Origin of the sequence: Vibrio comitans (assembly GCA_024346835.1) — a bacterium.
Taxonomy (GTDB): Bacteria; Pseudomonadota; Gammaproteobacteria; order Enterobacterales; family Vibrionaceae; genus Vibrio; species Vibrio comitans.
Genome location: AP024866.1, coordinates 111,261 through 132,333 on the forward strand (window position 1 = coordinate 111,261; position 21,073 = coordinate 132,333).

General features: G+C 45.3%; 16 protein-coding genes and 4 tRNA genes. 17 read left to right on the forward strand and 3 right to left on the reverse strand.

The window, feature by feature from the left end; genetic code table 11:
• The first annotated feature begins 75 nt into the window (after positions 1-75).
• Both murB and birA read left to right on the forward strand, forming a co-directional pair.
• Positions 76-1,137, forward strand: a complete 1,062-nt coding sequence (gene murB / locus OCU46_RS00550; protein ID WP_141273714.1) for a UDP-N-acetylmuramate dehydrogenase — start codon at positions 76-78, stop codon at positions 1,135-1,137.
• A complete protein-coding gene (gene birA, locus OCU46_RS00555) occupies positions 1,124-2,083 on the forward strand; it encodes a bifunctional biotin--[acetyl-CoA-carboxylase] ligase/biotin operon repressor BirA (protein WP_141273712.1) in 960 nt (319 codons plus the stop codon). Before murB ends, birA begins: the two co-directional genes overlap by 14 nt.
• Here birA and coaA read toward each other — a convergent pair.
• Complete coding sequence (coaA, locus tag OCU46_RS00560) at positions 2,072-2,995, reverse strand: type I pantothenate kinase (RefSeq protein ID WP_141273710.1); 924 nt, start codon at positions 2,993-2,995, stop codon at positions 2,072-2,074. The two genes, birA and coaA, sit on opposite strands and share 12 nt — an antisense overlap.
• A gap of 204 nt (positions 2,996-3,199) precedes the next feature.
• Between coaA and OCU46_RS00565 the strand changes: the two genes are divergently transcribed.
• The 13 genes from OCU46_RS00565 to rpoC all read left to right on the forward strand — a co-directional run bounded on the left by OCU46_RS00565 (position 3,200) and on the right by rpoC (position 17,099).
• Positions 3,200-3,275: transfer RNA gene (locus OCU46_RS00565), tRNA-Thr, on the forward strand.
• A 23-nt stretch (positions 3,276-3,298) separates the two neighbouring features.
• Positions 3,299-3,383: transfer RNA gene (locus OCU46_RS00570), tRNA-Tyr, on the forward strand.
• 35 nt (positions 3,384-3,418) lie between these two features.
• Positions 3,419-3,493 (forward strand) — tRNA-Gly (locus OCU46_RS00575).
• A gap of 11 nt (positions 3,494-3,504) precedes the next feature.
• Positions 3,505-3,580 (forward strand) — tRNA-Thr (locus OCU46_RS00580).
• 104 nt (positions 3,581-3,684) lie between these two features.
• Complete coding sequence (tuf, locus tag OCU46_RS00585) at positions 3,685-4,869, forward strand: elongation factor Tu (RefSeq protein WP_337972447.1); 1,185 nt, start codon at positions 3,685-3,687, stop codon at positions 4,867-4,869.
• Positions 4,870-5,126: 257 nt separating this feature from the next.
• Positions 5,127-5,504, forward strand: coding sequence for a preprotein translocase subunit SecE (gene secE / locus OCU46_RS00590; protein WP_141272654.1), 378 nt, complete (start codon positions 5,127-5,129; stop codon positions 5,502-5,504).
• Between the two features lie 12 nt (positions 5,505-5,516).
• Positions 5,517-6,065 carry a transcription termination/antitermination protein NusG gene (gene nusG, locus OCU46_RS00595; RefSeq protein WP_141272656.1) on the forward strand — a complete coding sequence of 183 codons (549 nt, stop codon included), beginning with the start codon at positions 5,517-5,519 and terminating at the stop codon, positions 6,063-6,065.
• A gap of 143 nt (positions 6,066-6,208) precedes the next feature.
• On the forward strand, positions 6,209-6,637 hold the full coding sequence (rplK, locus tag OCU46_RS00600) for a 50S ribosomal protein L11 (protein ID WP_141272658.1): 429 nt from the start codon (positions 6,209-6,211) through the stop codon (positions 6,635-6,637).
• Positions 6,638-6,641: 4 nt separating this feature from the next.
• Positions 6,642-7,346 (forward strand): 50S ribosomal protein L1, encoded by a 705-nt coding sequence (gene rplA, locus OCU46_RS00605; RefSeq protein WP_119009357.1) that lies wholly within the window; start codon positions 6,642-6,644, stop codon positions 7,344-7,346.
• Positions 7,347-7,622: 276 nt separating this feature from the next.
• Positions 7,623-8,117 (forward strand): 50S ribosomal protein L10, encoded by a 495-nt coding sequence (gene rplJ / locus OCU46_RS00610; protein WP_017026987.1) that lies wholly within the window; start codon positions 7,623-7,625, stop codon positions 8,115-8,117.
• A 57-nt stretch (positions 8,118-8,174) separates the two neighbouring features.
• Positions 8,175-8,543, forward strand: coding sequence for a 50S ribosomal protein L7/L12 (gene rplL, locus OCU46_RS00615; RefSeq protein WP_119009355.1), 369 nt, complete (start codon positions 8,175-8,177; stop codon positions 8,541-8,543).
• Positions 8,544-8,775: 232 nt separating this feature from the next.
• Complete coding sequence (gene rpoB / locus OCU46_RS00620) at positions 8,776-12,804, forward strand: DNA-directed RNA polymerase subunit beta (RefSeq protein ID WP_141272660.1); 4,029 nt, start codon at positions 8,776-8,778, stop codon at positions 12,802-12,804.
• An 86-nt stretch (positions 12,805-12,890) separates the two neighbouring features.
• Positions 12,891-17,099: a DNA-directed RNA polymerase subunit beta' gene (gene rpoC, locus OCU46_RS00625; RefSeq protein ID WP_141272662.1), complete on the forward strand. Its 4,209-nt coding sequence runs from the start codon at positions 12,891-12,893 to the stop codon at positions 17,097-17,099.
• A 161-nt stretch (positions 17,100-17,260) separates the two neighbouring features.
• Here rpoC and rsd read toward each other — a convergent pair whose 3' ends face one another.
• Positions 17,261-17,755, reverse strand: coding sequence for a sigma D regulator (gene rsd / locus OCU46_RS00630; protein WP_141272664.1), 495 nt, complete (start codon positions 17,753-17,755; stop codon positions 17,261-17,263).
• Positions 17,756-17,927: 172 nt separating this feature from the next.
• On the opposite strand from rsd, the gene nudC reads away from it, so the two are divergent.
• Positions 17,928-18,719, forward strand: coding sequence for an NAD(+) diphosphatase (nudC, locus tag OCU46_RS00635; protein ID WP_141272666.1), 792 nt, complete (start codon positions 17,928-17,930; stop codon positions 18,717-18,719).
• A gap of 243 nt (positions 18,720-18,962) precedes the next feature.
• Positions 18,963-20,030: a uroporphyrinogen decarboxylase gene (gene hemE / locus OCU46_RS00640; RefSeq protein ID WP_141272668.1), complete on the forward strand. Its 1,068-nt coding sequence runs from the start codon at positions 18,963-18,965 to the stop codon at positions 20,028-20,030.
• A gap of 50 nt (positions 20,031-20,080) precedes the next feature.
• Here hemE and lpxL read toward each other — a convergent pair whose 3' ends face one another.
• Positions 20,081-21,028, reverse strand: coding sequence for an LpxL/LpxP family Kdo(2)-lipid IV(A) lauroyl/palmitoleoyl acyltransferase (lpxL, locus tag OCU46_RS00645; RefSeq protein ID WP_141272670.1), 948 nt, complete (start codon positions 21,026-21,028; stop codon positions 20,081-20,083).
• Between the last annotated feature and the right edge of the window lie 45 nt (positions 21,029-21,073).

Sequence of the window (21,073 nt, forward strand, 5' to 3'; positions counted from 1 at the left end):
TGTTCCAGTATTATAAGGGAAAGTTGCAAATACTACCCTTTGGAATCCCGACAAGGGAATGGAACAATTAATTCTATGATGCATATTACCCCTCAAGCAGAACTCTCTCGCCACCATACATTTTCGATTAAAACAGACTGTGACTTTCTTGTAGAGGCGAGTTCAGTAGAAGATCTAATTGAGATCTATAGTAATCCGGAGTGGGAAGACCTGCCTAAGCTTCCTTTAGGCACGGGAAGTAACATGCTGTTTACCGATCACTTTGCTGGGGTAGCAGTTTTAAATAGACTGAAGGGTAAGCAAGTCACTGAAGATGAGAGCTTCTATTTTCTTGAGGTTGCGGCTGGTGAAGATTGGCCAGCGCTAGTTCAGTGGACCGTCGAAAATGATATGCCAGGTTTGGAAAACCTTGCTTTGATTCCTGGCTGTGCGGGGACGGCACCTATTCAAAATATAGGGGCTTATGGCATAGAACTGAAAGACGTATGTGACTTTGTAGAGTACCTAGATTTGCAGTCATTCACTGTAAAACGACTGACTGCGGAGCAGTGCCAGTTTGGCTATCGAGACTCGATATTTAAACAACAACTATCTGGTAAGGCACTGATTACAAGGGTTGGCTTTAAGCTACCAAAAAACTGGAGCCCAAAAACGGGCTATGGTGCGCTGCAGCAGTTAATTGAAGGTGAACCAACCGCGAAAAAAATCTTTGATGCTGTTTGTCAGGTCCGCCAATCAAAATTGCCTGATCCAAGGGTCATGGGCAACGCAGGAAGCTTCTTCAAAAACCCAGTTATCTCTAGTTCTCAATTTGATGAACTAAAACTACACTATCCCAGCATAGTTGGTTATCCAGCGGGCGATGATATTAAGGTTGCTGCAGGTTGGCTTATTGATAATGCAAACCTTAAGGGGTACTCCCATGGTGGTGCACGGGTTCACGATCGGCAGGCTTTGGTTATCGTCAATTTCAATGATGCAACGGCTTTAGATGTATTGTCTGTGGCTTGGCATGTGAAACAAACGGTATGGCAGAAATATCAAATTGCCCTAGAGCATGAAGTTCGCTTTATGGGGCGCACTCATGAAACTAATCTAGATGCTATTTTTGAAGGTAAAGCCAATGAAAGACTTTAGCTTTAAACTTAATATTATTCAGTACCTTAGCAAAGGTGAGTTTTGCTCAGGAGAGCAACTTGGTGAGCACTTTGGTGTCTCTAGAGCGGCAATCGCTAGGCATATTAAAACTATTCAAGAGCTTGGTATTGATATCTATAGTGTCAAGGGTAAGGGATATAGACTCGAACAACCTCTAGATCTATTGGATAAGCAGTTATTGGTTGAAAAACTGGGACTACCGATAGAAGTCATTCCTGTTATTGATTCGACAAACCAGCATATGTTGGGACAAAAAGAGCTTCAATCTGGCAGTGTCTGCGTGGCGGAGTATCAAACTCAAGGGCGCGGGCGCCGTGGGCGTGAGTGGGTATCTCCTTTTGGTTCTAATATTTATTACTCAATGTACTGGCGACTTGAGGCAGGTCTTCCTGCTGCCATGGGGATTAGCTTAGTTATCGGTCTAGCGCTGGTCGATGCGCTTGAAGAGCTCGGTATACAAGGACTCAAGCTTAAGTGGCCAAACGATGTGTACTTCGATAATAAGAAACTCGCAGGCATATTGGTTGAGTTATCAGGGCAAGCGGGTGATGCCGCTAACCTAGTGATAGGTATCGGACTTAATGTATCAATGCCTGAGCATGTACAAGGCATTGGTCAGCCTTGGACTAGCCTAAAAGAGATTGCAGGTGATCAAGGTATCTCTCGAAATGAGATTGTGATTGCAATGACAAAGAAATTGCATGATGCGATTGATATCTATGAACAACAAGGATTGAAGCCATTCTTAACACAATGGAACCAATACGATAATTTCTTAGAACAGCCGATTAAACTGATTATGGGAAATCGAGAGGTTACCGGTATATGCAAAGGTATCGATCAACAGGGCGCTTTGCTGCTCGATACTGGCAATCAGGTAGAATCATTTATTGGTGGAGAAATATCTGTTAGATCAGCTTCTTAGTAGAATCTGATCAACTTTATGGTCAACCCCTTTTCTTAGGATAAGGTTCGCTCTAACTCTAGTTGGCAGTATGTTGGAGACTAGGTTTTTACCATTAATATCTGCCCAAATAGAGCAGGCCTTATTGATGGCCTGTTCTTCGCTCAGTTTGGTGTAATGCCCAAAATATGAGTTGGGTTTTTTGAATGCCCCAGAACGAAACTTCAAAAATCGCTCTACATACCACTGCTGAATCAAGGCGCTATCGGCATCCACATAAATGGAAAAATCAAGGAAATCAGAAACAAATACGCGATGCGGTTGTTCTGGATAATCCATACCTGATTGAAGTACGTTTAGCCCTTCTAAGATTAAAATATCCGGTCTATCAACAACCTCAACTTCATCGGTGATGTTGTAGGTGAGGTGAGAATAGATAGGAGCTTCTACTCTTTCTTTACCAGCTTTAACATCTGATACGAAATCAACGAGTTTTTGAATGTCGTAAGACTCAGGGAAACCCTTGCGGTGCATTATCCCTTTTTCTTCCAGTACTTCGTTGGGGTATAGAAAGCCATCGGTAGTAATCAGCGCCACTTTAGGGTGATCTCCCCAGCGAGAGAGCAGTGCTTGCATTACACGAGCTGTTGTACTTTTACCTACAGCGACGCTACCGGCGATTCCTACAATGAACGGACTATGGCCGTCCTCTTTGTTCAAGAAGGTGTCTAAAACTCGCTGACGACGCTGCTGGGAGCCAGCATGCAGGTTAAGAAGACGAGAAAGGGGAAGGTATATTTCTTCTACTTCCCGAGTATCTAATTTTTCATTGATACCGCGCAGCTCTACAATGTCCGAATCAGATAAAACCATAGGTACAGAGGCTCTCAGCTCTGCCCATTGGTGTCGGTTGAAATTTATGTGTGGATTCATTGATTTGAGCCTTCCTTTTCTGCGTCGACTCAACATACATGAAGAGATAAATATTTCAATTGTACGACGGCAAAGCTGTGGTGATTTCCCTTGGATCTGCTGAAAAATTAGCCGTAGCTCAATGTAAACGCAAAAACTGATGATTTTTTGCATTTTCTTATTGCAAGGTTCGAAATCATCCCATAGAATGCGCTCCACTTATGTGCCGACTTAGCTCAGTAGGTAGAGCAACTGACTTGTAATCAGTAGGTCACCAGTTCGATTCCGGTAGTCGGCACCACTTTCTTTATGAAAGCAAAATTTGGTGGGGTTCCCGAGTGGCCAAAGGGATCAGACTGTAAATCTGACGGCACTGCCTTCGATGGTTCGAATCCATCTCCCACCACCAATTTCTTAAGGAAATAGCTCGAAGAGTTACGTGTTGCGGGCATCGTATAATGGCTATTACCTCAGCCTTCCAAGCTGATGATGCGGGTTCGATTCCCGCTGCCCGCTCCAACCTATCGTGTGCTGATATAGCTCAGTTGGTAGAGCGCACCCTTGGTAAGGGTGAGGTCGGCGGTTCAAATCCGCCTATCAGCACCAGCTCTCAAGCAATTATTTCCTTTTGATATATACTTTACATCCAATTTATTTGGTTGCGTGGTCTACAAAGCCACTTTATAAACCGTACCTAGAGGAACACGCTCGTGTCTAAAGAAAAATTTGAACGTACGAAACCGCACGTAAACGTTGGTACTATCGGCCACGTTGACCACGGTAAAACAACTCTAACTGCAGCTATCTGTACTACTCTTTCAAAAGTGTACGGTGGTGAAGCTAAAGACTTCGCATCTATCGATAACGCTCCAGAAGAGCGTGAGCGCGGTATCACAATCGCAACTTCTCACGTTGAGTACGATACTCCAGCTCGTCACTACGCACACGTAGACTGCCCAGGACACGCCGATTATGTTAAAAACATGATCACTGGTGCTGCGCAAATGGACGGTGGTATCCTAGTTGTTGCTGCAACTGATGGTCCTATGCCACAAACTCGTGAGCACATCCTACTTGGCCGTCAGGTTGGTATCCCTTACATCATCGTATTCATGAACAAATGTGACATGGTTGATGATGAAGAACTACTAGAACTAGTAGAAATGGAAGTTCGTGAACTTCTTTCTGAATACGACTTCCCAGGTGATGACCTACCAGTTATCCAGGGTTCTGCTCTTGGCGCTCTAAACGGCGAGAAAGAGTGGGAAGACAAGATCGTTGAGCTTGCAGAAGCACTAGATTCTTACATCCCAGAGCCAGAGCGTGCTGTTGACCAACCGTTCCTACTACCAATTGAAGACGTATTCTCAATTCAAGGTCGTGGTACTGTTGTAACTGGTCGTATCGAGCGCGGTATCCTACGCGTAGGTGACGAAGTAGAAATCGTTGGTATCAAAGAAACCACAATGACTACTTGTACTGGTGTTGAAATGTTCCGTAAACTGCTTGACGAAGGTCGTGCTGGTGAGAACGTTGGTGCACTACTACGTGGTACTAAGCGTGATGACGTTGAACGTGGCCAAGTACTTGCTGCTAAAGGTTCTATCAACCCACACACTAAGTTTGAGTCTGAAGTATACGTACTTTCTAAAGACGAAGGCGGCCGTCACACTCCTTTCTTCAAAGGTTACCGTCCACAGTTCTACTTCCGTACAACTGACGTAACAGGCGACATCACTCTACCTGAAGGCGTAGAAATGGTAATGCCAGGTGACAACGTTCAAATGACTGTTGAGCTAATCGCTCCAATCGCAATGGACGAAGGTCTACGTTTCGCAATCCGCGAAGGTGGCCGTACCGTTGGTGCTGGTGTTGTTGCTAAGATTTTCGATTAATAATTGACGAAATCTAAACAAAAGGGCATCATTTGATGCCCTTTTTCTGCGCTACTGTTTATGATTAGAAGATAAATTGGTCTTTTTATCGTCTAACAAGCAAAGAATTTTGAGAATTTTCATTTCTATTGTGGGTTTTATAGCCTGTATTAGAAAGAAAGTTCGGAAAGAAGGTGTTGATTTTCAACACTAATGAATAGGCCCTGCAACAGCGGGGTTATTGTCGTCTATAGTAAGACTTGTCACAGGTTAGTTTTATGAAAGCAAATGCAGAAACTCCTGATAGCTCAAGTGCAGCAGACATCTTCAAGTGGATTGTCGCTTTTGCTCTGCTAGCCGCTGCTGTTGTGGGAAATTACCTGTATGGTGAAATGTCTGTAGTAGCTCGCGCTGCTGGTGTGGTTGTATTAATTGCAATCGCTCTAGGTGTAGCCGCTACGACTACTAAAGGTAAAGCTGCGATCGTATTTGCACGTGAATCTCGTATGGAGATCCGCAAGGTTGTTTGGCCAACTCGCCAAGAAACTATGCAAACTACTTTGATCGTATTGGCTGTAAGTATTGTTATGGCTCTAGCGCTTTGGGGCATTGACGGAATTATGGTTCGTCTTGTTGCTCTAGCGACTGGGGTGTGAGGGTTTTAATTCATGAGTGAAGCTCCAAAGAAACGTTGGTACGTGGTTCAAGCCTTTTCTGGTTTTGAAGGCCGCGTAGCAAACTCTCTTCGTGAACATATCAGAATGCATGATATGGAAGAACTGTTTGGCGAAGTATTGGTACCAACTGAAGAAGTTGTCGAGATGCGCGCTGGTCAGCGTCGTAAGAGTGAACGTAAATTCTTCCCAGGTTATGTTCTTGTTCAAATGATTATGAACGATGAGTCATGGCACCTAGTACGTAGCGTTCCACGCGTTATGGGCTTTATTGGTGGAACTTCAGATAAACCTGCACCTATCACGGACAAAGAAGCTGACGCTATCTTGAATCGTCTTGAGAAAGCAAGTGAAGCTCCTCGTCCTCGTACAATGTACGAAGCGGGTGAGATTGTTCGTGTAAACGATGGTCCATTTGCTGACTTCAACGGTACTGTTGAAGAAGTGGACTATGAGAAGAGCCGTCTAAAAGTGTCTGTATCGATCTTCGGTCGTGCAACACCGGTAGAACTCGAATTCGGTCAAGTTGAAAAAGTTGACTAAAAAATAGGCTTTAGGGCTTGTTTGAGGCGTGAATTGTATCTATAATTCGCGCCTCTTTACTTCCTTACGTGAAGTAAAGCGTTTTTAAAAACTACGGGGAGCTGGCCGTAAGGCAGCGTTACTACCCAAAATTAGGAAATATCATGGCTAAGAAAGTTGAAGCTTATATCAAACTGCAAGTTGCAGCAGGTATGGCGAACCCGTCGCCACCGGTTGGTCCTGCTCTAGGTCAACACGGTGTGAACATCATGGAATTCTGTAAAGCGTTCAACGCAAAAACAGAATCTGTTGAGAAAGGTCTACCAATCCCAGTTGTTATCTCTGTATACAACGACCGTTCTTTCACGTTCGAAACTAAGACTCCACCTGCTGCAGTTCTTCTGCTTAAAGCAGCTGGCATTAAGTCTGGTTCTGGTCGTCCGAACACTGAGAAAGTTGGTACTGTAACTGACGCTCAAGTTCAAGAGATCGCAGAAACTAAAGCTGCAGACATGACTGGCGCTGACATCGAAGCGATGAAGCGTACTATCGCGGGTACTGCTCGTTCAATGGGCCTAGTGGTAGAGGGTTAATAAGATGGCAAAACTTACTAAGCGTATGCGCGTTATTCGCGAAAAAGTTGACGTAACTAAAGAGTACGAAATCAACGAAGCTGTTGCTCTTCTAAAAGAACTAGCAACTGCTAAATTCAATGAAAGTGTTGACGTTGCTGTTAACCTTGGCATTGACGCTCGTAAATCAGATCAGAACGTACGTGGTGCAACTGTACTACCTCACGGTACTGGTCGTGAAATTCGCGTTGCTGTGTTCACTCAAGGTGCAAACGCAGAAGCTGCTAAAGAAGCTGGTGCTGACATCGTTGGTATGGAAGACCTAGCTGAGCAAGTTAAAAAGGGCGAAATGAACTTCGACGTAGTTGTTGCTTCTCCAGATGCAATGCGCGTAGTTGGTCAACTAGGTACTATCCTAGGTCCACGTGGTCTAATGCCAAACCCTAAAGTTGGTACTGTAACTCCTAACGTTGCTCAAGCGGTTAAGAACGCTAAAGCTGGTCAGGTTCGTTACCGTAACGACAAAAACGGCATCATCCACACTACTATCGGTAAAGCATCTTTCGAAGCTGCACAGCTTCAAGAGAACCTAGAGTCACTTCTAGTTGCTCTTAAGAAAGCTAAGCCGTCTTCAGCGAAAGGTACTTTCCTGAAGAAAGTAAGCATCTCTACTACTATGGGTGCTGGTGTTGCTGTTGATCAGGCTAGCCTGAACACTCAAGCAAGCTAATACTTGCTTAGGCGCGGAATTGGTGTATAATTTCGCGCCTAATATTTGTGGTTGGGGCTGACTCAAACATCTCGATGTAAGAGTGAGTCTCCGTCCAAGACCGTAGGTGTTACAAGTTATTTTTAGCTATGTAACTTAATAGTAAACCTACGTAGATGGTGCCCGAACTGACAGAAAGCCAAACTTGCAAAAGATTGCCTTTCTTCTGGGACTGCACCGTTTTTACTCTCACCAATTTTGGTGAGTGGTGTAACGACAACCAGGAGTAAATCCAAAATGGCTTTAAACCTTCAAGACAAAAAAGCAATTGTTGCTGAAGTCAACGAAGCTGCCAGTGGTGCACTTTCTGCAGTTGTAGCTGATTCTCGTGGCGTTCCTGTTGGCGCAATGACTTCTCTACGTAAACAAGCTCGTGAAGCTGGCGTTTACATGAGAGTTGTGCGTAACACACTAGCACGCCGTGCAGTAGAAGGTACTGAGTATGAGTGTCTAACTGACACTTTCACTGGTCCTACTCTAGTTGCATTCTCTAACGAGCACCCAGGTGCCGCAGCGCGTCTTTTCAAAGACTTCGCTAAAGAGAACAAAGATTTCGAGATCAAAGCTGCTGCATTTGAAGGCGCGGTTACTGACGCAGACGTACTAGCGACACTACCAACTTACGACGAAGCTATCGCACGCCTAATGATGTGCATGAAAGAAGCTTCTGCAGGCAAGCTGGTACGTACTATCGCTGCACTACGCGATCAAAAAGAAGAAGCAGCGGCTTAAGCCTTGCTTTTTACTGGTTGCAAAATAAACTTATTGTTGACTTAAAAGAGAATTGTTATGTCTATTACTAACGAGCAAATCCTAGACGCAGTTGCAGAAATGTCTGTAATGCAAGTTGTTGAGCTTATCGAAGCTATGGAAGAAAAATTCGGCGTATCTGCTGCAGCTGCAGTAGTTGCTGGCGGCGCAGCTGGCGGCGACGCTGCTGAAGAGCAAACTGAATTTGACGTAGTTCTTACTGCTATCGGCGGTAACAAAGTATCTGTTATCAAAGCAGTACGTGGCGCTACAGGTCTAGGCCTTAAAGAAGCTAAAGCTCTAGTTGATGGTGCTCCAGCACCGCTTAAAGAAGCTGTTTCTAAAGAAGAAGCAGAAGCTCTTAAAGCTACTCTAGAAGAAGCTGGTGCTTCTGTTGAAGTTAAGTAATTATTACTTAATTTCTTAGCCGAATGGCTAATGGCTGGTGGTTTATTAACCACCGGCCTTTTTGCGCTGTAGGGCACGGGTGTTTTTTCTCTGTTTAGCTACCTGTATCCGCGCATAACACTTCGATTATTTTGTCGAAGTGTTTGTATATTAAACAGTTGTTAGTCTCTGTCTTTTATTTTTGAGCGAATATTAGACAGTTGGGTCACTTATCAGCGAGCTGAGGAACCCCATGGTTTACTCTTATACCGAGAAAAAGCGCATCCGTAAGGATTTTGGTACTCGTCCACAAGTTTTGGACGTCCCGTACCTGCTATCGATCCAGCTTGATTCTTTCGATAAATTTATCGAGCAGGATCCTGAAGGACAATACGGTCTAGAAGCTGCTTTTCGTTCTGTTTTTCCAATTCAGAGCTACAACGGCAATTCTGAGCTGCAATACGTTAGCTACCGTCTTGGTGAACCAGTATTTGATGTTAAAGAATGTCAAATCCGCGGTGTCACTTATTCAAAACCGCTGCGCGTTAAACTGCGTCTAGTTGTATTCGATAAAGATGCACCAGCTGGTACTGTAAAAGATATTAAAGAACAAGAAGTCTACATGGGTGAAATTCCACTCATGACAGACAATGGTACCTTCGTGATCAATGGTACCGAGAGGGTTATCGTATCCCAGCTGCACAGAAGCCCAGGTGTATTCTTCGACAGCGATAAGGGTAAGACCCACTCTTCTGGTAAAGTTTTATATAACGCACGTGTTATTCCTTACCGTGGCTCATGGTTAGACTTTGAGTTCGATCCTAAGGATAACTTGTTCGTTCGTATCGACCGTCGTCGTAAGCTTCCAGCGTCTATTATCCTACGTGCATTGGGTAAATCGACTGAAGAGATCCTAGATCTGTTCTTCGAAAAAGTACGCTTTGAAGTTCAAAACCAAACTCTAATGATGGAGTTGGTTCCTGAGCGTCTGCGTGGCGAAACTGCTTCATTTGATGTTGAAGCAAACGGCAAAACTTACGTTGAAGCTGGCCGCCGTGTTACAGCTCGTCATATCCGCTCTCTTGAAAAAGATGGCGTTGAGTTCATTGAAGTACCAGTTGACTACATCGTAGGCAAAGTGGCTTCAAAAGATTACATTGACGAGAGCACTGGCGAAATCGTTGTTGGCGCGAACCAAGAGTTCAGCCTAGAAAGCCTAGCTAACCTTGCGCAAGCAGGTCACACTAAGCTAGAAGTTCTGTTCACGAATGACCTAGATCACGGTCCATTCATGTCAGACACGCTTCGCAGCGACAGCACTACAGACCGTATCTCTGCATTGGTAGAAATCTACCGCATGATGCGTCCTGGTGAGCCGCCAACGAAAGAAGCTGCTGAAGCTCTATTCGAAAGCTTGTTCTTCTCTGAAGAGCGCTACGACCTATCAACTGTAGGCCGTATGAAGTTCAACAGCTCTATCATGCGTGAAGACGCAGGTGAGCAAGGTATTCTTGACGAAACTGATATCATTGAAGTGATGAAGAAACTCATCTCTATTCGTAATGGTAAAGGCGAAGTTGATGATATCGACCACCTTGGTAACCGTCGTATTCGTTCTGTGGGCGAAATGGCTGAAAACCAATTCCGTGTTGGTCTAGTTCGTGTTGAGCGTGCTGTTAAAGAGCGTTTGAGCCTTGGTGATCTTGATGCAATCATGCCTCAAGACCTGATCAACGCTAAGCCAATTTCTGCGGCAGTGAAAGAGTTCTTTGGCTCTTCTCAGTTGTCTCAGTTTATGGATCAGAACAACCCGCTTTCAGAAGTTACTCACAAACGTCGTATCTCTGCGTTAGGTCCTGGTGGTCTAACTCGTGAGCGTGCTGGCTTTGAGGTTCGTGACGTTCACGTTACGCACTACGGTCGTCTATGTCCGATCGAAACTCCTGAAGGTCCAAACATCGGTCTAATTAACTCACTATCTGCTTACGCACGTTGTAATGAGTATGGTTTCCTAGAAACTCCATACCGTCGTGTTGTTGATGGTGTAGTAACTGAAGACGTTGATTACCTATCTGCTATCGAAGAAGGTCAATACGTTATCGCTCAGGCGAACACAGTACTGACTGAAAGCAACACCTTTACAGACGAACTGATCACTGCCCGCTTGAAGGGTGAATCAGGTCTGCACCCACGTGAAAACGTGAGTTATATGGACGTTGCTACGAACCAGGTAGTATCTATCGCTGCATCTTTGATCCCATTCCTAGAGCACGATGATGCAAACCGTGCATTGATGGGTGCAAACATGCAACGTCAGGCAGTTCCAACGCTACGTGCTGATAAGCCACTAGTAGGTACTGGTGTTGAGCGCAACATTGCGGTTGACTCTGGTGTTACTGCAGTAGCTAAGCGCGGCGGTATGGTTCAGTCTGTAGACGCATCTCGCATCGTAGTTAAGGTTAACGAAAATGAATTGGTACCAGGCGAAGCCGGTATCGACATTTACAACCTAACTAAATACACGCGTTCTAACCAGAACACTTGTATTAACCAACGTCCTACCGTGCTACCTGGCGAACCAGTAGCAAAAGGTGACGTTCTAGCAGATGGTCCTTCTACCGACCTTGGTGAACTGGCTCTTGGTCAGAACATGCGTATCGCATTTATGCCTTGGAACGGTTACAACTTTGAGGATTCAATCCTAGTTTCTGAGCGTGTAGTACAAGAAGATCGCTTTACTACTATCCACATCCAAGAACTATCTTGTGTGGCTCGTGATACTAAGCTTGGCTCTGAAGAGATCACTGCTGATATTCCAAACGTAGGTGAGGCTGCTCTATCTAAACTAGATGAGTCAGGTATCGTTTACATTGGTGCTGAAGTTAAGGGTGGCGACATCCTAGTTGGTAAGGTAACTCCGAAAGGCGAAACTCAGCTAACTCCTGAAGAAAAACTGCTACGTGCAATCTTCGGTGAAAAAGCATCTGACGTTAAAGATACTTCACTACGTGTACCTAACTCTGTTTCAGGTACCATCATCGACGTTCAAGTGTTTACACGTGACGGCGTTGAGAAAGACAAGCGTGCTCTAGAAATTGAGCAAATGCAGCTGAAAGAAGCGAAGAAAGACCTTACTGAAGAATTCCAGATTCTTGAGGGTGGCCTTCTTAACCGTGTTCGCGCTGTATTGATCGCTGGTGGTTACTCGGAAGCGAAACTTGACAGCATTAACCGCAAACAGTGGTTAGAGCAGACTCTTGAAGATGACGCACTGCAATCTCAACTTGAGCAACTTGCAGAGCAGAACGACGAGCTTAAAGCTGACTTCGATAAGAAGTTTGAAACTAAGCGTCGTAAGATCACTCAAGGCGATGACCTAGCACCTGGCGTTCTTAAGATTGTTAAGGTTTACCTAGCGGTTAAACGTCGTATCCAGCCTGGTGATAAGATGGCGGGTCGTCACGGTAACAAGGGTGTTATCTCTAAGATTAACCCTGTTGAAGACATGCCTTACGATGAGAAAGGTCAACCGGTCGATATCGTTCTTAACCCACTGGGTGTACCTTCGCGTATGAACATCGGTCAGATCCTAGAAGTACACTTGGGTCTAGCTGCGAAAGGTATCGGCGACAAGATCAACCAGATGGTTAAAGAACAACAGGAGCTTGCTAAGTTCCGTGAGTTCTTGCAGAAGGTTTATGATCTAGGTGGCACTCGTCAAGATGTAGATATTGCTGAGCTATCGGACGATCAAGTTCGCACGCTTATCAAGAACCTACGTGGCGGTCTACCAATCGCGACTCCAGTATTTGACGGTGCATCTGAGAGAAACATCAAAGATCTACTTAAACTGGGTGACCTACCAGAATCTGGTCAGCTAACTCTGTTTGATGGTCGTACTGGTGATTCGTTTGAGCGCCCTGTAACTGTAGGTTACATGTACATGCTGAAACTGAACCACCTTGTTGATGACAAGATGCACGCACGTTCGACGGGCTCTTACAGCCTAGTAACTCAGCAGCCACTTGGTGGTAAAGCTCAGTTCGGTGGTCAGCGTTTCGGTGAGATGGAAGTATGGGCACTAGAAGCATACGGTGCTGCTTACACCCTTCAAGAAATGCTAACCGTTAAGTCGGATGACGTGAATGGCCGTACTAAGATGTATAAGAACATCGTAGATGGCAACCACGCGATGGAACCAGGCATGCCTGAATCGTTCAACGTATTGTTGAAAGAGATTCGCTCGCTAGGTATCAACATCGAGCTAGAAGACGAAGAGTAATCCCTTTCTTTTAAAGAAATGTGGTTATTGGTAAGAAGGTGCTCACCGGCAGGTGAGCTCCTTTTAACTCCTTACAGGAGCTGATCGTGAAAGACTTATTAAACTTTCTAAAAGCACAGCATAAGACTGAAGAATTTGATGCAATCAAAATCGGTCTATCTTCACCAGACATGATTCGTTCATGGTCTTTTGGTGAAGTTAAAAAGCCTGAGACAATCAACTATCGTACGTTCAAGCCTGAGCGCGATGGTCTGTTCTGTGCACGTATCTTTGGCCCAGTTAAAGATTACGAATGTCTATGTGGCAAATACAAGCGTCTGAAGCACCGCGGAGTTATCTGTGAGAAGTGTGGCGTAGAAGTTACACAAACTAAAGTTCGCCGTGACCGCATGGGCCACATCGAGCTAGCGTCGCCTGTAGCGCACATTTGGTTCCTAAAATCACTACCGTCTCGTATCGGTCTACTAATGGATATCCCACTGCGTGATATCGAACGCGTTCTTTACTTCGAAATGTACGTAGTAACAGAAGCGGGTATGACTGATCTAGAAAAAGGTCAGATGCTTACTGAAGAAGAGTATCTAGACAAACTAGAAGAGTGGGGTGACGAGTTCACTGCTAAGATGGGTGCAGAAGCGATCAAAGATCTGCTTTCTACCATGGATCTTGTGCAAGAAGCTGAACTAATGCGCGAAGAGTTAGAAACAACTAATTCTGAAACTAAGCGTAAGAAAGTTACTAAGCGCTTGAAGTTGGTTGAAGCATTCGTAGCATCAGGTAACAACCCTGAGTGGATGATTCTGACTGTACTTCCAGTTCTTCCGCCAGATCTACGTCCTCTAGTACCACTAGATGGCGGTCGCTTTGCGACTTCTGATCTGAACGACCTATACCGTCGTGTTATCAACCGTAACAACCGTTTGAAGCGTCTACTAGAGCTATCTGCTCCGGACATCATCGTACGTAACGAAAAACGTATGCTGCAAGAGTCTGTTGATGCGCTTCTAGATAACGGTCGTCGCGGTCGTGCCATTACAGGCTCTAACAAGCGTCCTCTGAAATCTCTTGCTGATATGATCAAGGGTAAACAAGGTCGTTTCCGTCAGAACCTTCTTGGTAAGCGTGTAGACTACTCTGGCCGTTCTGTAATCACAGTAGGTCCATACCTTCGTCTGCACCAGTGTGGTCTTCCTAAGAAGATGGCACTTGAGCTATTCAAGCCATTCATCTACAGCAAGCTTGAGCTTCGTGGTCTAGCGACAACGATCAAAGCGGCTAAGAAAATGGTAGAGCGTGAAGAAGCGGTAGTTTGGGATATCCTAGACGAAGTTATTCGCGAACACCCAGTACTATTGAACCGTGCACCTACACTTCACCGTCTAGGTATCCAAGCGTTCGAACCAGTACTAATCGAAGGTAAAGCGATTCAGCTACACCCACTTGTGTGTGCAGCGTACAACGCCGACTTCGATGGTGACCAGATGGCGGTACACGTACCTCTAACTCTGGAAGCTCAGCTTGAAGCACGTACACTGATGATGTCGACAAACAACATTCTGTCGCCAGCGTCAGGTGATCCTATCATCGTACCTTCTCAGGACGTTGTATTGGGTCTTTACTACATGACTCGTGACAAGATCAACGTGAAAGGTGAAGGCATGTACCTTGCTGGCCCAGAAGAGGCTGAGAAGGCATACCGCACTAAGAGCGCTGAACTTCACGCACGTGTAAAAGTTCGTATTACTGAAACCATCAAAGATGAAGACGGTAATAGCACGACAGAAACTAAGATGGTAGACACTACTGTCGGTCGTGCAATGCTATGGCAGATCGTTCCATCGGGCCTACCGTTTGAACTAGTAAACCAGAAGCTAGGCAAGAAGCAGATTTCTAAGCTTCTAGATGAGGCTTACCGTAAGCTTGGTCTTAAAGACACTGTTATCTTCGCTGACCAAATCATGTACACAGGTTTTGCTTACGCGGCACTATCTGGCGTATCTGTTGGTATCGACGATATGGTTGTTCCTCAAGCTAAGTACGATGAGATCGAATCAGCTGAAGAAGAAGTACGTGAAATCCAAGACCAGTACCAATCAGGTCTGGTAACAGCGGGTGAGCGTTACAACAAAGTTATCGATATCTGGGCGTCTACGAACGACCGCGTTGCGAAAGCGATGATGGATAACCTATCTTCTGAAACTGTGGTTAACCGTGACGGTGAAGAAGAACAACAAGAGTCGTTTAACAGCATCTACATGATGGCTGACTCCGGTGCTCGTGGTTCTGCTGCTCAGATTCGTCAGCTTGCTGGTATGCGTGGTCTGATGGCACGTCCAGATGGTTCAATCATCGAGACGCCAATCACAGCGAACTTTAAAGAAGGTCTAAACGTACTTCAGTACTTTATCTCAACGCACGGTGCTCGTAAGGGTCTTGCGGATACAGCACTGAAAACAGCGAACTCTGGTTACCTAACGCGTCGTCTAGTAGACGTTGCTCAGGACGTAGTAGTTCACGAACATGACTGTGGCACTCATGAAGGCGTTGAAATGATGCCTCATATCGAAGGTGGTGACGTTAAAGTTGCACTTTCTGAGCTAGCTCTAGGTCGTGTTGTAGCTGAAGATGTTATTAAGCCTGGTACTGAAGAAGTACTGATCCCACGTAATACTCTAATTGATGAGAAGTGGTGTCAGATCATGGAAGAAAACTCTGTAGACAGCATGAAAGTGCGCTCAGTAGTTACCTGTGATGCAGACTTCGGTTGTTGTGCACTGTGTTACGGTCGTGACCTAGCACGTGGTCACCTAGTGAACCAAGGTGAAGCAGTAGGTGTTATCGCTGCTCAGTCTATCGGTGAACCAGGTACACAGCTTACCATGCGTACGTTCCACATCGGTGGTGCGGCATCGACAGCGGCTGCTGAAAACAGCATCCAGACTAAGAACGACGGTACACCTTTCCTTCACAATGCTAAGTACGTTGTGAACAAAGAAGGCAAGCTTGTAATCACTTCTCGTGCGTCTGAACTAACCATCGTTGATGAGTTGGGTCGTACAAAAGAGAAGCACAAACTTCCTTACGGTACAGTTCTTAACATTAAAGAAAGCGATCTTGAATCAGCGAAGCTAGATTCTGGCTTTGTAATTGCAAACTGGGAAGCGCACACACTGCCAATCATCACTGAAGTGGCAGGTAGCATCCAGTACGTTGACATGATTGATGGCGTAACAGTTTCTCGTCAAACAGATGACCTTACAGGTCTATCTTCAAGCGAAGTAACTGACCCTGCAGCACGTCCTGCTGCTGGTAAAGACATGCGTCCAGCTATCAAACTTGTTGATGCGAAAGGTAACGATGTAATGATCCCTGGTACTGATATGCCAGCTCAATACTTCCTACCTGGTAAAGCGATTGTAAACATCGAAGATGGCGCTGAAGTAGGCGTTGGTGACACTCTTGCACGTATCCCTCAGAAATCTGGCGGAAACAAAGATATCACCGGTGGTCTACCACGCGTTGCTGACTTGTTTGAAGCTCGTAAGCCTAAAGAGCCTGCGATCCTTGCTGAGCACACAGGTACTGTGTCGTTCGGTAAAGAAACGAAAGGTAAGCGTCGTCTAGTAATCACTCGTGAAGGCGGAGACGCTTACGAAGAGATGATTCCTAAGCATCGCCAGCTGAACGTATTCGAAGGTGAGAAGGTTGAGCGCGGTGATGTAATCGCCGACGGTCCTGAGACTCCGCATGATATCCTACGTCTACGTGGCATCCATGCTATGACTCAGTACATCGCTAACGAAGTACAAGAAGTTTACCGACTACAGGGCGTTAAGATTAACGATAAGCACATTGAGACTATCGTTCGTCAAATGCTACGTAAGTGTACTATTACACACGCTGGTGACTCTGAGTTCCTACCTGGCGAGCAAGTGGAATACTCACAAGTTAAGATTGCTAACCGTGCACTAGAAGCAGAAGGTAAAGAGCCAGCAGGCTTTGAGCGTGAGCTACTAGGTATCACTAAAGCATCTCTAGCAACTGAGTCGTTCATCTCTGCGGCATCGTTCCAGGAGACAACTCGCGTACTAACAGAAGCTGCTGTTTCTGGTAAGCGTGATGAGCTTCGTGGTCTGAAAGAAAACGTAATCGTGGGTCGTCTGATCCCAGCGGGTACAGGTTTCGCTTACCACCAAAACCGTCAAGCTAGCCGTGAAGAGCAAGCTGGTCCATCTGCTGAACAAGCAACGGACAACTTGGCTGCACTTCTAAACGCAGGTTTCTCTGACGAGTAATCGAGCTGTATAGCTGATAGCAAAAAGGCACCCTAGGGTGCCTTTTTTAATATCTGTAGATTACGAATTTTTCAGAAAGCCAGTCACTTGTGAGAATATTTTAATCGAGAAAACCTAGAAAGCTGTCGAGGCTCCCTAGGTAATATACAGAGCGCAGTTAGCTAAGCGCCAGGAGGCATTGCTAAGCTATCGGCAATCAATTGAATTAGCTTATCTTCTACTTCAAAGCGAAGCTCTAGGACTTCTCCGACTTTAGACATGTCGCTTTCAAATGATTCGAGTTCCTCGTCTTCACCAATTTCTGCATATTTATCAGTAAAGCTGAGAAGCGGTTCAGTTGTGAGCACAATCTTCGCGTAAGTTTGGCTGATCTCTTCTGTGGTTTGAAAACCCGTGGAGTTCCACTTATCCATTACCATGTCATAGATCTTAAAGTGACCTTCAGAAATATAATCTACAAGATGTTGAGAGAAATTTTGAAGCTCATCTTTAGTGGGCAGCGTGATGACGTTGGATGGAGATGAAGAAGGTTGCAATGCTGCTAGTTTTACATATTCGACAAGCAATGCTTGGCGCGTCTCTAGCCAATGGTCAATGACTTCACTAGAGCCACCCCATTCTTGTTGTACTTGTTTGAATTTCTTTAGCATGACCATGTCCTCATGATCCTTTACCGGTCAGGTAAAGCTCTCGAACACAACGAGAGGGTTCCATATTAATAGCAAAATTGTGTGTTATACCAATAGCTTTGAATCAATTCGTCTATACGACTGGTATAGATTTAGATTGCCAGTAAAATGGTAGAACTGCAAGCAAAGAGATAACGGGATGTTAAAAAAAAGTAAACATCAAGCGGTTGGCTATTGGTTAGTGGTCAATGGTAGCGATGTATGGTTGAAAGATGACCAACTGCCTTTTGGCAGAGCTGATGATGTAGGCCAAGGGTTTTCATTGCCAACTGAGAGTGCCATTGAAATTGGACGCTATGAAGGACATCCAGTGTACTGGTTGAATGATTCAGATGTTGAAGCCTCGTTATCTATGGTCTCTTTGCGCGAGCTGTTACATCTAGCAGACGACTTATTCTTGCTGGTAAGCAAAGCGGTACAATATGGCCATATGACGCAAACGATGCGTTTCTGCGGCCAGTGTGGGGGGAGAAACAGCCTCAATCACAACCAACTGGCCATGCAGTGTCAGCAATGCCGAACTTTGCATTATCCGCGTATTTTTCCGTGCATTATTGTAGCTGTTCGCAAAGAATCGCAGATACTTCTCGCACAGCATCCAAGGCATAAAGGAAATATGTATACCGTTATTGCCGGATTCCTTGAGGTTGGTGAAACATTAGAGCAGTGTGTCGCGCGAGAAGTAAAAGAAGAGACGGGTATTGATGTGCAAAACATCCGCTACTTTGGAAGTCAGCCGTGGGCGTTCCCAAGTAGTATGATGATGGGTTTTTTAGCCGATTATAAAGAGGGCGATATTAAGCCTGATTACACAGAATTAAGTGATGCAAAGTGGTTTAACATCGATGCATTACCTGAAGTGGCTCCAGAAGGAACCATCGCGAGGGCTTTGATTCAATCAACCGTAGATTCTATATCCTCAGAACAGTAGGCAAAAAAATACCCTCCACAAGTGGAGGGCAACGGTAAACTGTTATGAGCAAGCGCTGCTCTTATTCTAGATTGTTGTATTCTTCGCTAGAGAACAAATTATTAACATGTGGTTGCAAACTGAGCAAAGGATTTCCTTTGTCTAAGTGTGCAGAACATGATCAACCGCTCAATCCTCAAATATTGCCAATAAGTAAAAAGTGTTAAGATAGCGCTTTCGTAGTAAGGGACTAAGACCTAGAAAATGACTGAATTAAAAAATGATCGCTACCTGCGTGCTTTATTGAAGCAACCTGTTGATTACACGCCTGTATGGATGATGCGTCAAGCAGGTCGCTACCTGCCAGAATACCGTGCAACAAGGTCTGTTGCCGGAGACTTTATGTCCCTGTGCAAAAATGCTGAACTTGCTTCTGAAGTGACTTTACAACCGCTGCGTCGTTTTCCTTTAGATGCCGCGATTCTATTCTCTGACATCCTTACCATCCCAGATGCTATGGGGCTAGGTTTGTACTTTGAAGCAGGCGAGGGGCCTAAGTTTGAGCGTCCGATCACCTGCAAAGCAGATGTAGAGAAGATCGGTCTGCCTGATCCTGAAGGTGAATTGCAGTATGTAATGAATGCGGTTCGTCAGATTCGTAAAGATCTACAAGGTGAAGTGCCTCTGATTGGTTTCTCTGGAAGCCCTTGGACATTGGCGACTTACATGGTCGAAGGCGGAAGCTCTAAAGCATTCACTAAGATCAAAAAGATGATGTACGCAGAGCCTGCGACATTGCATCTACTGTTAGATAAGTTAGCAGATAGCGTGATTGAGTACTTAAACGCTCAAATCAAGGCTGGAGCGCAGTCTGTGATGGTCTTTGATACTTGGGGTGGCGTATTGACCCCTCGCGACTACAACGAGTTCTCATTGCGTTACATGCACAAGATTGTGGATGGTTTGATTCGTGAAAATGAGGGCCGTCGTGTGCCAGTGACCTTATTCACTAAGAATGGTGGCATGTGGTTAGAGTCTATTGCTGCAACTGGCTGTGATGCTGTTGGTCTTGATTGGACCATTAATATTGCCGATGCAAAGAAGCGTATTGGTGACAAGGTTGCTCTGCAAGGCAACATGGATCCATCAATGCTCTATGCACAACCAGAGCGCATCCGCCAAGAAGTTGGGACAATTCTTGAAGGCTTTGGTGAAGGAGGTACAGGCCATGTGTTTAACTTGGGTCATGGTATTCACCTAGACGTACCACCTGAAAACGCAGGTGTGTTTGTTGAAGCAGTGCATGAGCTATCCAAGCCATACCACAAATAACTAAAAAGCCCCTCAACTGAGGGGCTTTTTGCATCTAGGGCTGGTGGTGTTTAGTTTTGATAACGACAGCCTTTAGGCAAGCTTTTATCTTTCATTGTCTTGTAGCGTTTGTGCAGCCACATCCATTGATCAAGCTTTCGGAGAATCGCTTTTTCTAGAGCTCGGTTCATGTAGGTTGCACCCGCTTCGAGATCGTCTTTCGGGAAGTTCTCATGAATCGGGTTATCGAAGTACAGCTCCCATTTCCCATCAGTGTCACGAAAGCCCGTCATGGGAATAATGGCGCAGTCGGTCATTTTCACCAGGATATTGGCTCCGGTTACTGTGCAAGCATCTTCAATGGCAAAGAAGGGCACAAATACTGACTTATTCGGGCCGTAATCGTGGTCTCCCAAATAGAAAAGGCGCTCACCGCTTTTCAGAGTACGGATCATCTCTTTGAGGTTTTTACGGTCGATAACCTTATTGCCATTGTGTGTGCGGCCCCAGTACTGAATAAAATCGTACGCAGGATTTGAATGTGGGCGGTAGACGCCGTGGCCAGGGTACCCTAAAACGGCAAAGGCACGCGCACTCACTTCAAGGTTGAGGGCATGAGGGTGGCAAACTAACACACCTCTCTTCTGTGCGGCAAAAGCTTTGATTGGCTCTGCATTATGCACCTTAAGATGGCGCTTCAGCCTCCACGTAGGCCAAAACCAAGTGATGCCTGTTTCAAACAGAGCGAAGCCTGTGTTCTTGAAGTTCTCGATTACAGTGCGCTGTATCTCGTCCTGAGGCATAGTAGGAAAAGCTAGCTCAAGGTTTCTATGAGCTACTTTTACTCGACTCTTTGCAAACGGCATCGCCATTCTTCCTAAGCTTCGGCCTAATAACAACTGGGCACGAAAAGGAAGAACATTAACCAGCAGAGCTAAAAGCCCAAACCCAAACCATACACCCCAGTATTTAGGGTGCAGAAGCGCGATGCTAAAGGTGGGACCGTCGTATTTACTCATAAATTCCTTTAAAGCTGATTTGTTAGTTACTAGATTTACCGATCC